The 18,658-nt window shown below is 68.4% G+C and carries 18 protein-coding genes; 13 read left to right on the top strand and 5 right to left on the bottom strand.

Annotated features, from left to right (window positions below; genetic code table 11):
• Positions 1–192: 192 nt before the first annotated feature.
• The gene (locus ACWCO2_RS34885; protein WP_450132076.1) at positions 193–741 is read right to left on the bottom strand and encodes a TetR/AcrR family transcriptional regulator; all 549 of its coding nucleotides are present in this window, start codon (positions 739–741) and stop codon (positions 193–195) included.
• A gap of 91 nt (positions 742–832) precedes the next feature.
• Here ACWCO2_RS34885 and ACWCO2_RS34890 point away from each other — a divergent pair, with 91 nt between their 5' ends.
• Entirely contained in the window at positions 833–2,326 is a 1,494-nt protein-coding gene (locus ACWCO2_RS34890; protein WP_450132077.1) for an MFS transporter, read from the top strand.
• A gap of 43 nt (positions 2,327–2,369) precedes the next feature.
• On the opposite strand, the gene ACWCO2_RS34895 is transcribed toward ACWCO2_RS34890, so the two are convergent.
• The gene (locus ACWCO2_RS34895; protein WP_450132078.1) at positions 2,370–2,969 is read right to left on the bottom strand and encodes a TetR/AcrR family transcriptional regulator; all 600 of its coding nucleotides are present in this window, start codon (positions 2,967–2,969) and stop codon (positions 2,370–2,372) included.
• A gap of 155 nt (positions 2,970–3,124) precedes the next feature.
• Between ACWCO2_RS34895 and abc-f the strand changes: the two genes are divergently transcribed.
• From abc-f to ACWCO2_RS34920, 5 genes are all read left to right on the top strand, one after another.
• Positions 3,125–4,717 carry a ribosomal protection-like ABC-F family protein gene (gene abc-f, locus ACWCO2_RS34900; RefSeq protein WP_450132079.1) on the top strand — a complete coding sequence of 531 codons (1,593 nt, stop codon included), beginning with the start codon at positions 3,125–3,127 and terminating at the stop codon, positions 4,715–4,717.
• A gap of 62 nt (positions 4,718–4,779) precedes the next feature.
• On the top strand, positions 4,780–5,262 hold the full coding sequence (locus tag ACWCO2_RS34905) for a MarR family winged helix-turn-helix transcriptional regulator (RefSeq protein WP_450132080.1): 483 nt from the start codon (positions 4,780–4,782) through the stop codon (positions 5,260–5,262).
• Between the two features lie 26 nt (positions 5,263–5,288).
• Complete coding sequence (locus ACWCO2_RS34910; protein WP_450132081.1) at positions 5,289–5,414, top strand: hypothetical protein; 126 nt, start codon at positions 5,289–5,291, stop codon at positions 5,412–5,414.
• A 154-nt stretch (positions 5,415–5,568) separates the two neighbouring features.
• A complete protein-coding gene (locus tag ACWCO2_RS34915) occupies positions 5,569–6,261 on the top strand; it encodes a DUF4386 domain-containing protein (protein ID WP_450132082.1) in 693 nt (230 codons plus the stop codon).
• Positions 6,262–6,325: 64 nt separating this feature from the next.
• Positions 6,326–7,321, top strand: coding sequence for a hypothetical protein (locus ACWCO2_RS34920; protein WP_450132083.1), 996 nt, complete (start codon positions 6,326–6,328; stop codon positions 7,319–7,321).
• A gap of 91 nt (positions 7,322–7,412) precedes the next feature.
• Here the strand turns inward: ACWCO2_RS34920 and ACWCO2_RS34925 are convergent, their stop codons facing one another.
• The 3 genes from ACWCO2_RS34925 to ACWCO2_RS34935 all read right to left on the bottom strand — a co-directional run bounded on the left by ACWCO2_RS34925 (position 7,413) and on the right by ACWCO2_RS34935 (position 11,153).
• Positions 7,413–8,282, bottom strand: a complete 870-nt coding sequence (locus ACWCO2_RS34925; protein WP_450132084.1) for an NmrA family NAD(P)-binding protein — start codon at positions 8,280–8,282, stop codon at positions 7,413–7,415.
• Between the two features lie 134 nt (positions 8,283–8,416).
• The gene (locus ACWCO2_RS34930) at positions 8,417–9,784 is read right to left on the bottom strand and encodes an NAD(P)-binding protein (protein ID WP_450132085.1); all 1,368 of its coding nucleotides are present in this window, start codon (positions 9,782–9,784) and stop codon (positions 8,417–8,419) included.
• A gap of 85 nt (positions 9,785–9,869) precedes the next feature.
• The gene (locus ACWCO2_RS34935; RefSeq protein ID WP_450132086.1) at positions 9,870–11,153 is read right to left on the bottom strand and encodes a cytochrome P450; all 1,284 of its coding nucleotides are present in this window, start codon (positions 11,151–11,153) and stop codon (positions 9,870–9,872) included.
• 690 nt (positions 11,154–11,843) lie between these two features.
• Between ACWCO2_RS34935 and ACWCO2_RS34940 the strand changes: the two genes are divergently transcribed.
• From ACWCO2_RS34940 to ACWCO2_RS34970, 7 genes are all read left to right on the top strand, one after another.
• Positions 11,844–13,391, top strand: a complete 1,548-nt coding sequence (locus ACWCO2_RS34940; protein WP_450132087.1) for a coproporphyrinogen-III oxidase family protein — start codon at positions 11,844–11,846, stop codon at positions 13,389–13,391.
• Positions 13,388–14,578 carry a valine--pyruvate transaminase gene (locus ACWCO2_RS34945; RefSeq protein WP_450132088.1) on the top strand — a complete coding sequence of 397 codons (1,191 nt, stop codon included), beginning with the start codon at positions 13,388–13,390 and terminating at the stop codon, positions 14,576–14,578. Before ACWCO2_RS34940 ends, ACWCO2_RS34945 begins: the two co-directional genes overlap by 4 nt.
• Entirely contained in the window at positions 14,565–16,241 is a 1,677-nt protein-coding gene (locus tag ACWCO2_RS34950; RefSeq protein WP_450132089.1) for a thiamine pyrophosphate-binding protein, read from the top strand. The genes ACWCO2_RS34945 and ACWCO2_RS34950 overlap by 14 nt, the downstream gene beginning before the upstream one ends.
• Complete coding sequence (locus ACWCO2_RS34955) at positions 16,238–16,879, top strand: SRPBCC family protein (RefSeq protein WP_450132090.1); 642 nt, start codon at positions 16,238–16,240, stop codon at positions 16,877–16,879. Before ACWCO2_RS34950 ends, ACWCO2_RS34955 begins: the two co-directional genes overlap by 4 nt.
• Complete coding sequence (locus tag ACWCO2_RS34960; RefSeq protein WP_450132091.1) at positions 16,876–17,889, top strand: 3-oxoacyl-ACP synthase III family protein; 1,014 nt, start codon at positions 16,876–16,878, stop codon at positions 17,887–17,889. Before ACWCO2_RS34955 ends, ACWCO2_RS34960 begins: the two co-directional genes overlap by 4 nt.
• 146 nt (positions 17,890–18,035) lie before the next feature.
• Complete coding sequence (locus ACWCO2_RS34965; protein WP_450132092.1) at positions 18,036–18,281, top strand: acyl carrier protein; 246 nt, start codon at positions 18,036–18,038, stop codon at positions 18,279–18,281.
• Positions 18,282–18,289: 8 nt separating this feature from the next.
• A complete protein-coding gene (locus ACWCO2_RS34970; RefSeq protein WP_450132093.1) occupies positions 18,290–18,541 on the top strand; it encodes a phosphopantetheine-binding protein in 252 nt (83 codons plus the stop codon).
• The last annotated feature ends 117 nt before the right edge of the window (positions 18,542–18,658 follow it).

The following is an 18,658-nucleotide window of genomic DNA, read 5'->3' on the forward strand; positions in this document are numbered from 1 at the left end:
CGCACACAACCCATCCAACTCCCCAACAGCAACATCAACCACCACAACAACCATGATCCACAACGAACCAATCGAACTGCCGTTGCAGTATTAGGGAAATTTGGATCCCACCGCTGCACACCGCCAGGTCACGGCTGTGTGTTCCCAACTTTAGGGAAATTTGGAAGGTGCCGTAGACCTGGGCTCGGGTGGTCAGGCGTTGCGGGCTTCGGCTACCTGGTGCAAGAGGCGGTCGAAGACCTGCTTGATGAGGTCCGGGTCGGGGTTCGGCAGGCCGGACAGCGCGCTCAGGTACAGGCCGTCGCCGACCATGCGCACGATCTCGGCCAGCACCGGGTCGCCGATGTAGTCGGTCAGCAGTTCCGACCAGCGGCCGAACACCCGGGCCAGCACCTCGGCGCCCGCTTCGTTGAGGCCTTCGGCACTGCGCAGCGCGGCGATGACCGACCAGTAGAGGGCCATCTCCTCGTCGCTGCCGGGCAGCGAGGTCTCCAGGAAGTACCGGACGACGTCGACGCCGTCCCTGGTGGCCTGCTCGAACTCGACTTCGGCGTCCTCGCTGAGCCGCAGCGTGAGGCCCTGCAGCATGGCCTGCTTGGAGCGGAAGTGGTAGAGCAGGCCGCCTTTGGACACGCCTGCTTCAGCGGCGACCGATTCGAGGGTCACTGCCGCGGTTCCCTTGCGGATCAGGATCCGCTGCAGCGCGTCGAGGATGCGGTCGCGGGTGTCGGAAGCTGCCACGGTTTGAACTATACCGGCCGGACGGTTACTATACCGTCTGGACGGATTCTGTACCGACTGGACGGTGCAGATTGACCAAGGCCGTGTAGAGATGACCAACCTGAAATCGCCTCGTACTTCCCGCGGTCAGTGGACTGCGCTCGGCGCGCTGCTGCTCCCTGTCCTGCTGATCTCCGTCGACAACACGGTGCTGAGCTTCGCCGTGCCGCACATCAGCGAAGAGCTGCGCCCGACCGGCGGTCAGCTGCTGTGGATCGTCGACATCTACTCGCTGATGCTCGCCGGACTGCTGGTCACGATGGGCACCCTCGGCGACCGGATCGGACGCCGCCGCCTGCTGCTGATCGGTGCGACCGGATTCGGCCTGGCCTCGGCGCTGGCGGCGTTCGCGCCCAACGCCGAACTGCTCATCGCCGCGCGCGCGTTGCTGGGCGTGGCCGGTGCGACGCTGATGCCGTCGACGCTGTCGCTGATCCGCAACATCTTCACCGACCCGCGCGCCCGGACCACCGCGATCGCCGCCTGGACGGCGACCTTCGCTGGTGGTGCCGCGTTCGGTCCGCTGCTGGGCGGGCTGTTGCTGGAGCACTTCTGGTGGGGATCGGTGTTCCTGATCAACTTGCCGGTGATGGTGCTGCTGCTGATCGTCGGCCCGCTGGTGATCCCGGAATCGCGCAACCCGCAACCGGGTCGCTACGACCTGCCCAGCGCGGGGCTCTCGCTGCTGGCCATGTTGGCACTGGTCTTCGGCGTCAAGGAGTTCGCCGGTGGCGGGTCGCTGGCACTGCCCGCCGCGGTGGTCGCGTTGGTCACCGGGTACGTGTTCGTGCGCCGGCAGCGCCGATTGGAACACCCGATGCTCGATCTGGGTCTGTTCACCAAACCGCGATTCAGCGTTGCGGTGGCCAGCAACCTGCTGGCGGTGTTCGTGATGGTCGGCGGGCTGTTCTTCATGACCCAGTACCTCCAGCTCGTCCTGGGCATGACGCCGCTGCGCGCGGGCCTGGTGCTGCTGCCGGGCATCGCGCTGTCGGTGGTCGGCTCGCTGGTGGCGGTCCGCCTGATCCGCCGGATCCGCTTGGCCGAACTGCTGGGCGCGGCGATGTTCGCGACGGCACTGGGCTACCTGCTGATGGTGCTGCTCCCGCTGAAGGACGGTGGGTGGCTGGTCGTGGTGGCGTTCATGGTGGTCGGCCTCGGCGCGGGCATCGCTGAAACGGCGACCAACGACGCGATCATGAACACGGCTACCCCCGAGAACGCCGGTGCGGCATCGGCGATCTCGGAAACCGGCTACGAACTGGGTGCAGCGCTGGGGACTGCGGTGCTCGGCAGCGTCGTGACGGCGGTCTACCGAGGCCGCGTCGACGTGACCGGCATGCCTGAATCCATTGTGGACACAGTGCGCGACACCCTGGGTGGCGCGCTGTCGGTGGCGGGTGAATTGCCGGTGGAGCAGGCAGCGGCCCTCCGTGACTCGGCGGCGCACGCCTTCACCTACGGCGTGCACGTGACGAGCGTGGTCGGCGCGGTGATCCTCGCCTTCGCGGCCTTCCAGGCCTGGTGGGTCCTCTCCCGTCGATGACCGAAAGGGGTGGTGGTTTCGCGAGAAACCACCACCCCCTTCGTTATTGGTCCATGAAGGCGCCGGCGGCTGCGGCGAGCGCGGCGCTTTCGGCCGCGCGGTCGGGGAGTCGCGGATCAGGTGGAGTGCGGAGCAGTGCCAGCTGGTGGTAGAGCGGTGCGGTAGCGGCGATCAGCAGGGCGCGTGCGTCGATCCCGGACGGGATCTCGCCGCGCTGGGCCGCTCGCTCGACGACGATTTCGCAGCGCTCGTAACGGTCTTCCCACAACCGCCGCAGGGCGTGAGCGGCTTCCTCCGAGCGGAACGACACCGCGATCAGGGCTGCGGCGATCGACGGCTGCTCGGTCAGGGAGTCCTGGATCTCGTGGTTGAGCGCTGCGAGGTCGGCGCGCAGCGAGCCGGTGTCGCGGGGGCGCCAGTCGTCGTCGGTGGCTGCGTCGAAGACGTCGGTGACCAGGCCGCCGACATCGCGCCATCTGCGGTACACGGTGGCGCGGTGCACGCCCGCTCGGGCGGCGACGGCGTCCACGGTGAGCGCGTCGTAGCCGTGTTCGGTCAGCTCCGCGCGGACTGCGTCGAGTACTTGGGAGCGGATGCGGGCGGTGCGGCCGCCGGGCCGGGGCTGGGCAGGTGTGGAACTCATCGTCGGAAATCCGGTTGCTCGTGGGGTGAAGCCGTGGTTCTATCTTAATGCAACAGTCGTCGCACTAGTGAGGTCGCCGATGCTCCTTCGAAGCGTTCGTCCCGCCCTGCGGTCCCCGATGACCGCGTCGCCCTCGAATGCTTCGGAGTTCGTGCATGTCAACGCAGATCACCGCGCTCGCGGTCAGCAAGTCCTTCCACGGCAGGCCCGTCCTCGACGCGGTGACCTGCTCGCTCGCCGCGGGTGAGCGCACCGGGATCATCGGCGAGAACGGGTCCGGGAAGTCCACCCTGCTGCGCTTGTTCGCCGGACGTGAGCGTCCCAACGGGGGAGAGGTCGTCGTCCGCGCTGACGGCGGTGTCGGATACCTCGCGCAGGACGAGCGGCTGCCACCGCAGCTGACCGTCCAGCTCGTCATCGACCGCGCCTTGGGCGAACTGCGCGCGATCGAGCAGCGGATGCGCGGTCTGGAAGTCGCGATGGCTGCGGGCGATGAAGCCGGGTTGGCCGAGTACGGCGAGCTGACGACCGCCTTCGAACTGCGGGGCGGCTACGACGCCGACGCCCGGGTGGAACGGGCGCTGCACGGTCTGGGGCTCGGGCTGGTCGCCCGCGACCGCACGGTCGGAGGGCTGTCCGGTGGCGAGCAGGTCCGGTTGCGCCTGGCCGCTGTGCTGGCGGCCGGGCCCGAGGTGTTGCTGCTGGACGAGCCGACCAACCACCTGGATGACGACGCACTGAGCTGGCTGGAGCAGCACCTGCGCGCCCGGCGCGGCACCACGGTGGCGGTGTCCCACGACCGGGTTTTCCTCGAGCGAGTCGCGACCAGCCTGCTCGAGGTCGACGCGGACCGGCATCGCGTCGTCCGGTACGGCAACGGTTACGCGGGTTTCCGCGCGGAGAAGGCGGCAGCGCGGGAGCGGTGGGTCCAGGCCCGCGCGCAGTGGGAGGCCGAAACCGACCGGCTCCGGGAGGTCGCGGCGACCAGCGCGCGCAACGTCGCTCCGGGCCGGGCGATGCAGGACAACAACAAGATGGCCTACGACCGGGCAGGCGGTCGGGTGCAGCGGTCGCTGGCCAGCCGGGTCCGCAACGCCGAGGAACGGCTGCGCCGCCTGCTCGCGGACCCGGTGCCGCCGCCACCGGAACGACTGAGCTTCACGGTCACACCGCAGGCCGGCGGTGTGCGCGGGGCTGTCCTCGACGCGACCGACATCGCTGTCGCGGGTCGGCTCGAGCAGACCAGTATCACGCTCGCCGCGGGGGACCGCCTGCTGATCACCGGCCCGAACGGCGCGGGCAAGACCACCTTCCTGCGCGTGCTGGCCGGGGAACTCGCTCCGGACCGCGGCACCGTCACACGCAGCGGCAGGATCGGTTATCTCGCGCAGGAACCGGGCCCCGCCGTGCCTGGCGAGACGCTGCTGGCCGCTTTCGCCTGCGGACGCCCCGGACAAACCACCGAGCACGCGGAACGGCTGCTGTCCTTGGGGCTTTTCACCAGCGCCCAGTTCACGACGCGCGTGGAGAACCTGTCCGCCGGCCAGCGGCAGCGGCTCGCACTGGCGCGGCTGGTCAGCGAGCCGTCGGACGTGCTGCTGCTCGACGAGCCCACCAACCACCTGTCGCCCGACCTCGTCGAGGAGCTGGAAACCGCCTTAACCGACTACCGCGGAGCACTCGTGATCGTCAGCCACGACCGCCGGCTACGCCAGCGCTGGCAAGGCGCTCACCGTTCTCTATTGTAATTATTAATCTATGGCAATGATTACCATCGGTATATAGTTTACAGATCGTCTACCATGCTTGCATGGGCAAGAAGCAGGAGCCGCACCGGCTGCCGAGCGGGGTCGGATTCTTGTTGGCGCAGCTGGGAACGCATGCGGCCGCCAATTTCGCTTCGGGCATCGAGGACCTGGACCTCACGCCGCCTCAAGCGGGGCTGCTCTGGATGCTGGCCAGGAAGCCGGGTCGCAGCCAACGCGAACTCGCCGACAACCTGGGCATGCCACCGAGCCGGTTCGTGCAGTTCGCCGACAAGCTGGAGGAACGCGGGCTGATCGAACGCCGCCGCAACCCGGACGACCGCCGCCTGCACGCGCTCCACCTGACCGAGCAGGGCTTGGAAGTGCTGGGGAAGTTGGGCATTGCCGCTCGCCGCAGCGAGGACGTGCTGTGCCGGACGCTCACGGATGGCGAGCGTGAACAGCTCGCAGCGCTGCTCGGTCGGATCGCCGGCGACCAGGGTCTCTCGCCCGGTGTGCACCCCGGATACAAATCCGTCAGGACCTGACCAGCAGCCGTTGAGCGACGGGCCGCGTGATCGCCACCGCCACCTCTGATCTTGACGTGGAAGGCCGCATCGCAGCCATCCACGACGTGGCCAACCCGGACGAGTTCCGGGCCATCGCCGGCGGTACCGCTTACGACGTCGGGACGTGGTGAATCCTGCGCTGACTTGCTCTTCGCGCGCTGTGGCTTCCCCGCAGAGGCGCTGCGCCGCGTGCTCCTGAACGTGCTCGCCTCAAACGATAGCGGCTTGACAATCGTTCTGATTTGTAATCATTCTAGGCTGTACATGGACGCTGGAGGAGATGTCATGACAGCCACCCCTGCGGCGCAGCGCACCGAACGCTCCGCGCGTCGCCCTCAGAGCGGCCCACCACTGCTGGCGCCGGTACTGGCCCTCGCCGTGCTGACCATCGCCTACGTCGTCGTCAACAGATCCACGCCGCACCCTGGCGCGTCAGGGCTGGAGGTCCTCGACTACGTCCAGGGCCACAGCGCCACCATCGAGCTCGGCGCCTTCCTGCTGTTCGCTTCCGGGGTGCCGCTGGCGCTGACAGCTGCGGTGCTGTACCGGCGGCTGCGGGCGCTGGGCATCACCGCGCCCGGCTCGGCGATCACCCTCGCCGGTGGATTGCTGGCCGCCAACGCCTTGGTGCTCAGCGCGATGTTCAGCTGGAGCAGCAGCCGGCTGTCGGCAGACACCGGCCCGGCACTGGCCCGCGCCTTGGCCGATCTTTCGTTCCTCGCCGGTGGCCCGGCCTACTCGGTGATGTTCGCTCTGCTCATGGCCGGCGTTTCGGTGCCAGGACTGCTCGCCGGGCTGTTGCCGCGCGCCGTGAGCTGGGCAGGACTCGTGCTCGCCGCCGCTGGGGTGCTCTCCTCGCTCGCCCTGCTCGTCGACGGCTTCGCCTACTTGGTGCCGGTCGTTCGCTTCGGCGGGCTCATCTGGTTGGTGTTCGCCGCCGTGACGTTGCCGCGCACTCGCCGGTCACGCCAACAGTGACCCAGGTACACCGGCCGTGACCTCGGTTGCGGGCCGCTCGTGCGAACCAGCAGGGGAGAAGGACATGTCGAGCAACGATCGAGGGCGCAGCACCGCGCCGACGACGGCGGAATCCGCAGCCGCGACGGCCGGGCCAGCGGGAGCGAGGATGGCACGCTCGCTCGCCGCCGCGGTCCTGCGCCGAACCCGGACCGAGCGCGCTTGCTACCTGCTCGCCGCGGTCTTGATCTCCAGCGGCCTGTTCCACCTCGGCGTCCTGCTCATGACCGGCGGTTCCTGGAGCGGGCCGGTGTCGTGGCGCAAGCCGGCCACCTTCGGTCTGTCCTTCGGGCTGACGTTGGCCACAGTGACCTGGGTGCTCTCGTTCGCGGCGATGCGTTCCCGCACCCGGGCGGTGTTGCTCGCCGCGTTCGCGTTCGCCTGCTCCGTGGAGGTCGGCATGATCACCGTGCAGGCGTGGCGGGGCCTGCCGTCGCACTTCGGGGTCACCGGCGCTGGTGCGGGATTGCTCGCCGTGGGAGCCGCAGGTGGCGCGGTGGCCCTCATCACCACGCTGGCCACGGCGACCGTCTTGGCGTGGCGCCCCGCACCCGACATCCCGCCCAGCATGCGGTTGGCCCTGCGCGTCGGCTTCGCGTCGCTGATGGTCGCGCTCGCGCTCGGGGTGTACATGCTCGCCCGCGGCATGCTCATCTCCCGCATCGGCGGTGACGTCGACGGCGCGTTCGCCTTCACCGCCGGTATCAAGCCCGGGCACGCCGCCACCATGCACGGCGTGCTCGTTCTGCCGTTCCTGGCCTGGATGCTGTCGTTCGCCGAGCGCCCTGAACGATTCCGCCTCGCCCTCGTCCGGCTCGCCAGCTCCGGGTACGTGCTCTTCGCCGGCGTCGTGGTCGTGGAGGTGCTCGCCGGAATCCGACCGCTGCCCGTGAGCACCGCGCCAGTCGTGGCAACGGCTTTCGCACTGGCAGGTACGGCGCTGCTGGTCACCGCTTTCGGCCTCGCGCTACGAGCTCTCCACCGGCCGACCCGTGCTTCACGAGCCGGAGCCATTCGTTGATGGCGCATTCGACCGCGTGACACCGCTTGCAGCCCTGCGCCTCGAAAGTCTCGATGCCTCGTGTTCCCGCAGACCTGACCACGCTGGGCGGTCAGGTGAGGACGTGGGCGAGGGCTGCTTCGAGGGTGGTGGGGCCGGTGATCTCCTTGCCCGCTCCGGGTTCGACGCCGAGCTTGCCCGCGTTGAAGCTGTCGTACATGTCGGTGAGCAGGCGGGCTGCATCGGCGCTGCAACCCGAGATGCCGGTCATCTGGTCGTGCCATTCGCTGCGCGGCACCTCGACCGCCTCGACGTGTCGGTCCAGCAGGGACGAAAGCGTCTTGGCGATGTCGGCGGGGGAGTACTCGCGCGGGGCGGAGACGAACCTGGTCCGCGGGGCATCCGCCGGGTCGGCGAGGGCGTCCGCGATCGCCTCGCCGACGTCGACCGCCGAGACCATGCGGTGCTCGCGGTCGAGCGGGACGAGGAAGCTGGGGAGGATGCCGTGCTCGCGGGCGGGTTCGACCGCGTAGCGGAAGTTCTCCATGAACAGCGGGCAGCGCACGACCGTGGTCGGCAACCCGGTGCCGCGCAGCGCAGTCTCGAACGCTCGCGTGGTGAGGATCAGCCCAGTGCCCTCCGGGATCTCCGAGCCTTCCGCGGACAACGCCACCACGTGTGGCGGTTTGGCGATCTCGAGGGCGCGGACGATCTTGTCGATCTGCTGGTCGTAGGTGGCGAGGACGTCCGCGGAGTCGTAGTAGGTCGGCAGCATGACGAACGCGCTGTCCACCCCGGTCCAGGCGGCGACCAGCGTGTCGACGTCGTCGATGTCCGCGACCGCCAGCTCGCAGCCCAGCTCCTCGAGTTCCCGGCCGCGGCCGGCATCGCGGACCAGCGCGCGCACTGCGAGGCGCCGTCTGCGCAGCGCTGCCGCCACCTGTCCGCCGACCAGGCCGGTCGCTCCGAGCAGTGCGTGCATTCCATCGTCCTCTCGCAGCCGGCCGGGGCGGCCGACGTGGTCGTTCGAAGTGTCACCGGTGCCGCTCAGGGCTGATCCGGGTTGCTGTAAGGGAATTTCGCGCGTCGGCGCGGGTGAGCGCCGACGCGCGGGGGTCAGGCGTCCAGCGCCGCGAGGACGTCGGTGTAGGTAGGCGCAGTCGACGCCGCCTGCTCTCCGGCCTCCGAGAGTTCCATGATGGCCTGGATCCGCTCGTACACCTCGGTGGTGTCTACGGTCCTGGTCAGCATGCTCACGTAGCGGCGGGCGGCCAGCCCCAGCTCGGGGTCGTGCTCCTCCGCGTCGATCATCAGGAACGGGTTCGGCGGCGCGTCGGCGAGCAGCTCCTGCCACGACTCACCCTTTGCCGCCGCGCGCCACAGCGAGGTGCGCGCCACGTCCTGGACGACCACGTCGTCGAACCAGGGGCGGACGAATTCCACCTGTTCCCACGTGGTTTGCGCGTTGAGCCTGGTCAGGTCGTCGCCGGCCGTGCGGAAAGTTTCGGTGAGGCGCACGGCGTGCGCGAGGGCCAGCGCCAGGCCGCGGCCGAAAGTCGGGTCCGTCAGGCACACCCGGTCGCCGAGCGGGAAGTAGCCCTTCGGCGCGTCGGGTTTGAGGGTGCGCAGCACGTTGCGCAGCCCGGCCATCGGTACCACTTCGCTGATCGGCGAGGCCTTGCCGTCGGCGAACCACGGCTCGAACTTGTCGAACAGCGCCACCACGCGGTCGAAGGCGTCCGGATCGCGCAGCTTCTTCAGCGCCTCGTCCTCCGGCAACCGGCCTATGTCGATGGAGAAAACCCCGCAGTCGTGGGCGAAAAGCGCCGCGCCGTAGCCGAGCCCGTCGACGACGGTGACCGAACCGTGCTCCAGCGGCGGCCGCTGGACTCCGTCGCGCAGCGCGTAGAAGCGACTGTTGTAGACCTTGCCGCACTCGGCTTCCGACACCGTTTCCAGGTATTGCTGACCGACCTTGGAGCGCGCACCCGTCGCGTCGATGACGACGTCGAAGTTCACGACACCCGCGGCGGTGCGCACTCCGGTGAGCACACCGTCCACCGGCTCGGCGAGCTGCACGGAAACGCCCGAGTGGAGCCGAATCCGGCTTTCCCCGGACACTGCGCGGTGCAGTGCCCACTCCAGTGTGTTGCGCCGTGCCGCCATCATCACCAGGTCCTCGTCACCCGGCTCGACGGGGCCTCGAATCCCGCTGAACGGCAGCTCGTCCACGCCGTGGTCGTGCATGTCCCGCAGCACGTCGGGCAGGTTCTCCCGCAGCAGGCGGCGGAACAGGCCCAGGTAGACGTGCGGGTGGTGGGACTGCGGTGCGCCGGGTCGCGGCCAGCTCTGCACGTCGGCCAGGTCGGCGGGCGGGGGAGTGTCGCGTTCGAAGACCTCCACCTCGAATCCGCGGCGGGCCAGCAGGATCGCGCTGCTCAACCCGCCGACGCCGCCACCGACGACCGCGATACGTGCTGCCATGATGCTCCTCGTGTGATGTCCGAACGCCCGGACTTCGTTGTGCGGCCGGGGGTTTCAGGAAGGGTGCGGGGTTGCCGCGGGAAGGTCAGGCGTCGACGGGGTTGTCCGCGGGCTCCCACTCGACGCGCAGGTGGCGCGGGCCGTGGAAGGACGCGTTGTGCAGGTAGCCGAAGTCCTGGCCGTCGACCAGCCGCATGTGCGGCAGCCGGTGGGTGAGTTCTTCGAGGATGATCCGCATCTCCAGCCGGGCCAGCGGGGCACCGATGCACGCGTGCGCGCCCATGCCGAAGGCGAGGTGGCGCTTGGCGTTCGGCCGGTGGATGTCGAGTTCGTGCGGGTTTCCGAAGACGGTCTCGTCGTGGTTGCCCGAGCCGATCACCAGCAGCACGCGGCTGCCAGCCGGGATGGTGACGCCGTCGACTTCGACGTCCACCAGCGCCTTGCGCCGCCAGCACTGCACTGATGCGCGGAAGCGCAGGCACTCCTCGACCGCGTTCGGGATCAGCGCCGGGTCCGCGCACAGCTCCTCCCACGAATCCCGTTGGGACAGCAGGAATCGCAGTGCGTTCGCGGTGGCGTTGGTGGTCGTCTCGTGGGCGGCGACCAGGCCGCTCATCATCATGTTCTGCAGGTGGTTGTCGTCGACCAGCTCCGGGTCGTCGCGGTGCACGTCGATGGCGGTGGGCACCCATCCCTGGCCGCCCTCGCGCTTGAGCCGGTCCACCAGCTGCCCGGACAGCTGCCACCACTGGCCGACCTGGTCGGCGATCTCGACCTGGTGCTCCTCGGTCGGCTTTCCCCAGGTGAACATGCCCATCTTGATGGTGTAGTGCCGGGCCCGGTCGATGTCCTCGTCCGGCACACCGCACACCAGCAGGCCGACGATCGCCGGGACCTCCCACAGCAGGTCGTCGATGAGGTCAGCGGTGCCGCGGGTGACGAACGCGTCGACGTAGCTGCTGACCAGGTCTCGGACGCGGCCCTCGAGCTTGGCCACCTCGTCGGCGGCGAGCGGCGGTGCGAGGCGCTTGCGGCGCCGCATGTGCACCGGTTCGTCCTCGTTGACCAGGACCGGACCGGGTGCGAAGTCGTACTCCGCCAGCCGAGCGCGCGCCTTCTCTCCCAGCGGGGTGATCGGCTCCAGCGCGTTCGAGGCCGAGAACCTCTTGGTGTCGCGGAAGAACTCCTTGACGTCGCGGTACCGGGTCACCACCCAGTGGTCGAGCTCCGGGCTGTAGAAAACGGGTTCCCGGGCGCGCGCCGGTGCGAGCAGCGCCGCCGGATCTTCCTGGTAGGCGTCGCTGAACGGGTCGAATTCCTCCGCGATCCGCGACACGGGACAGCCGGCGCCGGAACGGCTTGGATCCACGTATAGCTCCCTTGTCCCCACGCGATTGATCCGGACAGCTCGAATGCGTCCGGCGAAGTCCGCACGCTCAGGTCACGACCAGATCACGCGGCTCGTTCACACTGCCGAGTGAACGGTCCGACTGTCAAGAACGGGAGGAAGATTGCCCGGTCGCGGGGTGTGTTCGCAATCCTTGTTGACTATCACGAGAAGGCGCGCATAGGCTTCTGGATGTTGATGAGCTGCTGCGGGGGCTGATTCCAGCGCCCGCGCCGACCGGTAGTTCGCCTTTGGACGAAATCGATGGTCGGCGGTCGCGGAACCATGGGGACTGATGAGCGACGGCGGACGAGTGTGCCCGTGAACTGGGGTTATCGTCCTCCGTCCTGGATTGATGCCAATCTTTGTTCAGGTTTCTGGGGGTTTCTTGTCCGAGGTGGAGAAGTTTCGAACTCGTACGATTCGGCGGTTCGGGATGAATTAGTCCGTTCGGCCGATGGAATGGCGCAGCGCGGTGCTAGAACGCGGGCGATGGCATTTGTCGTGACGAATGTTGAAACGCGTACTGGTAATAGTGTGAAACGCGGTGCGTCGACAGTAGCAACGCGGATTCCAGTTCCGCAGAAGTGTCAAGGCGTGGTTTTGCCGTCCTTGACGTTCGGGAGTCGACACGCAGACAGGCCTGGGCGACCTGGCCGGAGGAGAGACCCAGTGCGGGAACCGAATCAGCCGAGCGCTCCGGGTGCGCGCGGCGACCGAATTCTGCCCAGCTTCGCCGAGGCGGTGGAGTACGCCGACCAGCAGGTGCGCGCGATCGCTCTGGACGACCTGCGCGCCGCGGGCGTGTACCGCACGCCGCTGGAGTACTACCTGGTCGGCACCTACCCACCGCTGAAGTTCCTGCACGACATCGACGAGCACGAGGTGTTCCGGGACGTCACCAGCTCCCAGAACGTCTACCTGCACATCCCGTTCTGCGAGCAGTACTGCACGTTCTGCCACTTCTACAAAGAGATCAACGCCGCGGACTCCTGGGTGGACCGCTACGTGGAGGCGTTGCTGGACGACATCTCCGCGGTGCAGCAACGGGTTTCGGCCGAGTCGCCGGAGGGGTTGAACGCTTCGTCGATCTACTTCGGCGGCGGCACGCCGTCCTACCTGAAGGCGCCGCAGATCTCCCGGCTGTTCGAGCACCTGTGGAAGAACGTCCGGACCCGGCCGGAAACCGAGATCACCTTCGAGCTGCACCCCGGAGTGGTGCGCCAGCCCGACTACGAGGACCGGCTGGACGCCATCGCCGCCGGCGGGGTCAACCGCTGGGTCTTCGGCATCCAGTCGATGGACGAGGACGTGCTGACCAAGCTCAACCGCGGGCACGGCCGGGCCGAGGTCTACCGGTTGCTGGAGCTGCTGGAGCAGCGCGACATCCACAACCTCAACGTCGACCTGATCTTCGGGCTGCCGCTGCAGAACCTGCGCAACTGGTACGACACGATCACCGAGCTGATGGCCGCCGGCATCGAGAAGTTCAACATCTTCCCGCTGATGTTCAAGCGGTCCGACCCGATCACCCGCCAGTACATGCGCAACCCGGAGCTGTTCCCGGACGCGACCGACCGCCTGCGCATGCACTACATGGCCGAGTACGTGCTCAACGCGGCCGGATTCGTGCGCGGGCCGGTCTTCTACTACGCCAAGGGCAAGGTGCACTCCCAGCAGCAGCAGAACAAGTTCGACTCCATCGAGGAGGACAACCTGGTCGCGCTCGGGGTCAGCGGCTTCGGCTACATCGGCGGCACCCAGTACTACAACGTGTGCGACAACCAGCAGTACATGGACGCCATCGGCGTGGGCAAGGCACCGGTATGGCGGGGGCACACGTTGCCCGACGAGGAGCGGGTGCGCCGCGCGATCATGTTCGGCATCCGTTCCGGCGGCGTGAACTTCGACGTGCTGCAGCAGCGCTACGGCATCGACGCGGGGGAGCTGTTCGCCCCCGAGATCGGCAGGCTTCGCGACCTCGGACTGGTCACAGTGGACGGTGCGCGGATGAACCTGACGGATCTGGGCTGCACCTTCGTCGACGGCATCGGCTACCTGTTCGCCAGCGAGGAGATCACCTCGCACGTCGCCGGGGCCAACGAGCTGATCGTCTCGCCCTCGCAGGACCCGGTGGACCGCTACGACTACTCGCCGATCGGCCGGCTCGACCTGCCGGGCGGGATCGCTGACCGCTACCGGGACGGGGCCCGCTCATGACCGCGGTCAGCGCCCCACCGATCGAGAAGTGGCAGGACGTCGTCCCGTACCTGCTGGCCGTCGACCAGGGCTGGCACAACCTGGCGACCGGCATGCCGCTGGAGCTGCCCGCGATCTCCGATGCCGTGCGTGAGGCCTTCCGCGCAGCCGTGTCGGATCCGAGCTTCACCAGCCGCGTCACCCGGTATCACGGCGTGCACGGGGACGCGGAACTGCGCGAGCGGCTCGCGGGCCTCTACGCCGAGCGGTTCTCGCTGCCGGTGTCGGGTTCGAACGTGCTGATCACGCCCGGCGCGCAAGCCGCCTTCCACTACATCTCGGAGCTGATGGCCGACCGGGGCCGGAAGGTGGTGCTGTTCGGGCCGGAGTACCCCGGGTACCTGACGCACCGCGACGTTGCCTACGACATGGTGCCAGCCGAGGTGGTGCGCGAGGGTGACGACGAGTTCCGCTACGTCCCGCCGCGCGGCGCTCTGAGCAGTGATGTCGGTGCGGTCGTGGTCTCGCGCCCCAGCAACCCCGCCGGGAACGTAATCTCCGACGAGGCGCTGGCCGAACTGACCCGGGAATGCGCCGCGGTCGGTGCCCTGCTGGTGGTCGACAACGCTTACGCCCCGGTGGTTCCCGGGCTGGCCTTCCGCGAGCTCGGGATGCCGTGGGCGGACAACGTGGTGCTGGTCCAGAGCTTCTCGAAGGCCGCGCTGGCCGGTGAGCGGTTGGGTTTCGTGATCGCACCGGAACCGCTGATCGAGCTGTTCGGCGGGTTCCAGGCGCAGGTCGCCACGTTCCCGCCGCAGCTGGTGCAGCTGGCCGTGCTGATCCTGCTGCGCGACGACCGGTACCTCGAGCTGTGCCACCGCGATCTGCGCGAGAGCTACCGGCAGCGACATCAGCTCATCCGGGAAGTCCTGGACGAGCGGCTGCGGGTGCCTTTCTGGCTGCACGCCTCCGACGGCGGGCAGTTCCGCTGGTTGCACCTGCCGGAGCTCAAGACGTCCACTTCGGAGTTGTTCTACGAGCTGAAGGACCGCGGCGTGCTCATCGCCCCGTCCGCTCCGTTCTACCTGCCGCACCTGCACGGTGAGCCGCACGCGCGCCGCTCGATGCGCATCGGGGTGACCGCGACGCACGCCGAGATCGAGCAGGGTTTGGGGATTCTCGCGGAGGTGGTCAATGCCGGACGCTGAGCGCAAGCGGGTCGTGGACCGCATCGTCGACCACCTCGATTCCGCTGGTGTGCGGCACGTCTTCGGCGTGCACGGGGCCAACGTCGAAGACCTCTACGACGCGATCTCCCACGGCTCCGGGCGGGTGGCGGGGATCGTCGGGAAGCACGAGTTCTCCGCTGGGGCGATGGCCGAGGGCTACCACCGGGCGAGCAACCGCCTGGCCGTGGTCGCGGCTACCTCCGGCGGTGGGGCGCTCAACCTCGTTCCGGCGCTCGGAGAGGCTTACGCGTCCGGGGTCCCGCTGCTCGCCCTGATCGGACAGCCGCCGACCTCGCTGGAGGGACGCGGTGCGTTCCAGGACCAGAGCGGGCTCAACGGCTCGCTGAACGGTCCGGCACTGTTCGCCGCGGTCTCGCGGTTCTGCGCTCGGGTGGAGAAACCGGACGAGATCGCCGACCTGCTGCCGCGCGCGATGCACATAGCCGAGCGCGAGCGCGGGCCTGCGGTTCTGCTGATCCCGAAGGACGTCCAACAGGCGTTGACCGAGCTGGAGCCGGTGGATCTCCCGGTCGAGGCCGAGGAGTCCGGCGAACTCGACGAGCAGGTGCTGCGGGCGCTGGAATCCGCTCGGAGCGGCGGGCCGACGTTGATCGTGGCCGGTTCGGGCGTGGTGCGCGCGGACGCGCGTGCGGAGCTGGCTCGCTTGGCTGCGAGCCTCGGCGCGTGGGTCGCGGTGGAGCCGGACGCCAAGGACGTCTTCGACAACCACGACCCGCGGTTCGTCGGGGTGGCCGGCGCGAACGGGCATCCCAGCGTGCGGCACTGCCTGGATCGCGCGCGGACTCTCGTCCTGGTGGGCACGAGGTTTCCGCAAGTGGCTCGAGCCGGGCTGGAAACTTCGTTGGAGGGCACGGAGATCGTCTGCTTCGACCGGCAGGCTCCCCACGTCGGCGACGAGGCGCTGCTCGAAACTGGTGAGCTGCGAGCCAGCTTGCGGTTGGCCGCACAGCAGCTGTCCGGGGAGCCACCGGCAACACCGCCCCACGACGGGCTGGATTTCCTGCCGCACGAGCGGACCGAAGGCGACCGGATCGCGTTGCGAGAGGTCGTCGGGACGATCGCGGATGCCGTGCCGGACGACGCGGTAGTGGTCTCCGACGCGGGCAACACCGGGTGCGGCGTCCTGCACTTCCTCCCGGCGCCCGCCCGCGGTCGCTACCTGCTCGCACTGGGCATGGGCGGCATGGGCTTCAGCTTCGGCGCCGGACTCGGCGCGGCGTTCGCCACCGGGCGGCGCACCTTCGTGCTGGCCGGCGACGGCTCGTTCTACATGCACGGCATGGAGGTGCACACCGCGGTCGAGCACGACCTGCCGGTCACCTTCGTGATCTTCAACAACAACTCGCACGCGGCCTGCAAGTCGCGCGAGGAGCTGTTCTACGGCGGCGGACACACCTACAACGCCTTCCGGGACAGCGACATCGGTGCGGGGATCGCCGCGATGTTCCCGTCCATCCGGGCGCGGACCGTCCGGACCCTCGACGAGCTGCGGGCCTTCCTGGCCGCGAGCACCGATACCCCCGGTCCGTCGCTGGTGTCGGTCGAGATGCGCCCCGACGAGATGCCGCCCTACCTGCCGTTCGTGCCGACTGAATCGACCGAGAGGACATCGCCGAAGTGAGGGTTTCCGACGAAGAACTGGCCGAGATCCCAGGGCTGGCCCGCTGCGAGACCCGGTCCATGGCCGAGATCGTCGAGCAGGCGAAGAAGACCACCAAGGACTCCTACCCGCACGAGGAGGTCTACGGGGACTTCTGCACCCTGCACACCTACATCGACTGCCCGCCCCGCGACGTGTTCGACTACCTGGCCGACGTGCATAGCCAGGAGGAGTACACCTTCAGCGTGCGGGGACTGCAGCCGGTCGACGACACCGGGCTGCACGTGGGCTGGGACCGGGTGGACGAGATGACCCGGATCTTCCTGCGCATCGAGTCCAACCCGGACGCGATGACCATCGACTACCACGCCGCCTGGGACCAGGGCGAGGAGCTGTGGATGATCTACCTCTTCCGCGTCCTGCCCGCCGAGCTGGTGCTCAAGAAGCCGGGGTCGGTGGTGATGATGACCAACTGCCACCACCCGTACTACGCCGAGAACCCGTACCCGGAGAAGGTGCCCGGCCCGGACCGGGTGTGGGTCGGTGAGCTGTGGCGGTACTTCAACGCCGGCCACCGGATCGAGATGGACAACACCAAGGCCATCCTCGAACACCGGCACCGCAACGGAATCCCGATCGTCCCGGGGGTCGCGCGGTGAAGCCGGTCAGCCTGATCGACGTCGCCAGCTACCAGCCGCCGAACCAGGTCGGTCGCGAGTACTTCGAGCAGCACTCGCGGCCGGACGACCCGCTGCTGCGCAACCCGATGTTCCGGGCCCCGGAGTTCCGCCGGTACGCCTCGCGGGAGCAGACCGGGGCCGACCTCATCGAGCAGGCCGCGCACGCGTTGGCCGAGCGGCACGGAACCGGTGTGCTCCGCGACGTTGACGTCCTGATCACCTACAACGCGCTCCCGGACGTGCCATTCCTGGGCTCGGGCGCGGAGGTAGCACGACGGCTCGGCGCGCAACCGGAGTCCATAGTGGACCTACACAATGGACACTGCGTGGTTTTCCCGCACATGCTCGACCTGGCGCGCAAGATGCTCCAGGAGCAGGGGGCCAGGACCGCTCTGCTGTGCGTGTCGCAGAACGTGGGCAAGATCTTCACCCAGCCCGGCGTGCGGACCTCCGCGCACGCGTCGGTGCCGGGCGACGGCGCGGCGGTGGCGCTGGTGGCAGCATCGGAGGAATCGCCGATCCTGGCCACGAAGGTGCAGCACCACCCGGAGTTCGCGCCGGATGTCAACATCACCCTCGCCGACGGCCGGTTGTACTGGGAACCGGGCACCGCGGAGATGGACGTCGGGTTCGACAACACCAAGGCGCAGAACGTCGTCGAACGCGGCACCAAGATCGTGCCCGAGGTGGTCCGCGAGGTGCTCAGCCGCATCGGGCACGACGTCGCCGACGTCGATCTGCTGATCACCAACCAACCGAACCGGCTGCTGCTGCGGAACTGGTCGCGGGACCTGGGAATCGACCCGGCCAAGCACTTCGACACCTTCGACTCCTACGGGAACCTCTTCGGCGCCGGCGTGCCGGTCAGCCTCGACCACGCGCTGCGGGCCGACCGGATCGCGCCCGGATCGCTGGTGGTGCTCGCCGGATTCGCCGGGGCGGGGGAGCTGTCGGCCTGCGCCGCGATCAGGTGGCAGGGCGGGAACTGAAGAATCGATTCCAGGCTCGTTTTGCGTGGCGGTGCAAGCGCAGTAGGTGGGTTAAGCGCTGCGCGCTTGCGGCGGCCCGCGTCGGCCGGGCATGTCGAGGGTCGCAACGAAGGAATCAAACGCTAGTGGAAAGCGGGGAGAACCGGATGAGCGGCGAGACCAAGACTTCCGTGGAGAGCACAGCGCTGGCGTTGCTGGCCGAGGTGCTCTACGTGGAGGTGAGCAAGATCGATGTGGCGACCAGCTTCACCGAGCTGGGCCTGGATTCCATCCTCGCGGTGGAGTACGTCGCGATGCTCAAGACCGAGCTCGGCGTCGCCGAGACAGTCGAATCCCTCTACGAGCACGGCACGCCCGAGGCGTTCGTCAAACACCTCGCCGCGAACGCGTAGGGGATGCCGTGCTGACCAGGGAAGAGGTCTTCGCGGTGGTGCGCGGAACCATCCTGTCGGTGCGCTCGGACATCGACCCGGCCGAGATCTGCGAGGACCGCAGCATGACCGACCTGGGCTGCGACTCGCTGGACCGGATGGACGTGGTCGTCGGATCGCTCGACGCCATCGGGCTGGAGCTGCAGGCGGAGAGCTTCGCCGGGGTGCAGGACATCGGCGGACTGGTCGACGTGCTGCTGGCGAACGCGAACGAACCGTGACCGGGCACTGAGGTTTTCCATCCTCGTTTTGCGTGGCGGTGCGGGTGGCGGAACCTCAGACGCCGCCTGGCTGCGGGATCCCGTTTTTATGTATGTCCAATACACGGCAAACGGGCT

Source organism: Saccharopolyspora sp. NPDC002376 (assembly GCF_053593195.1).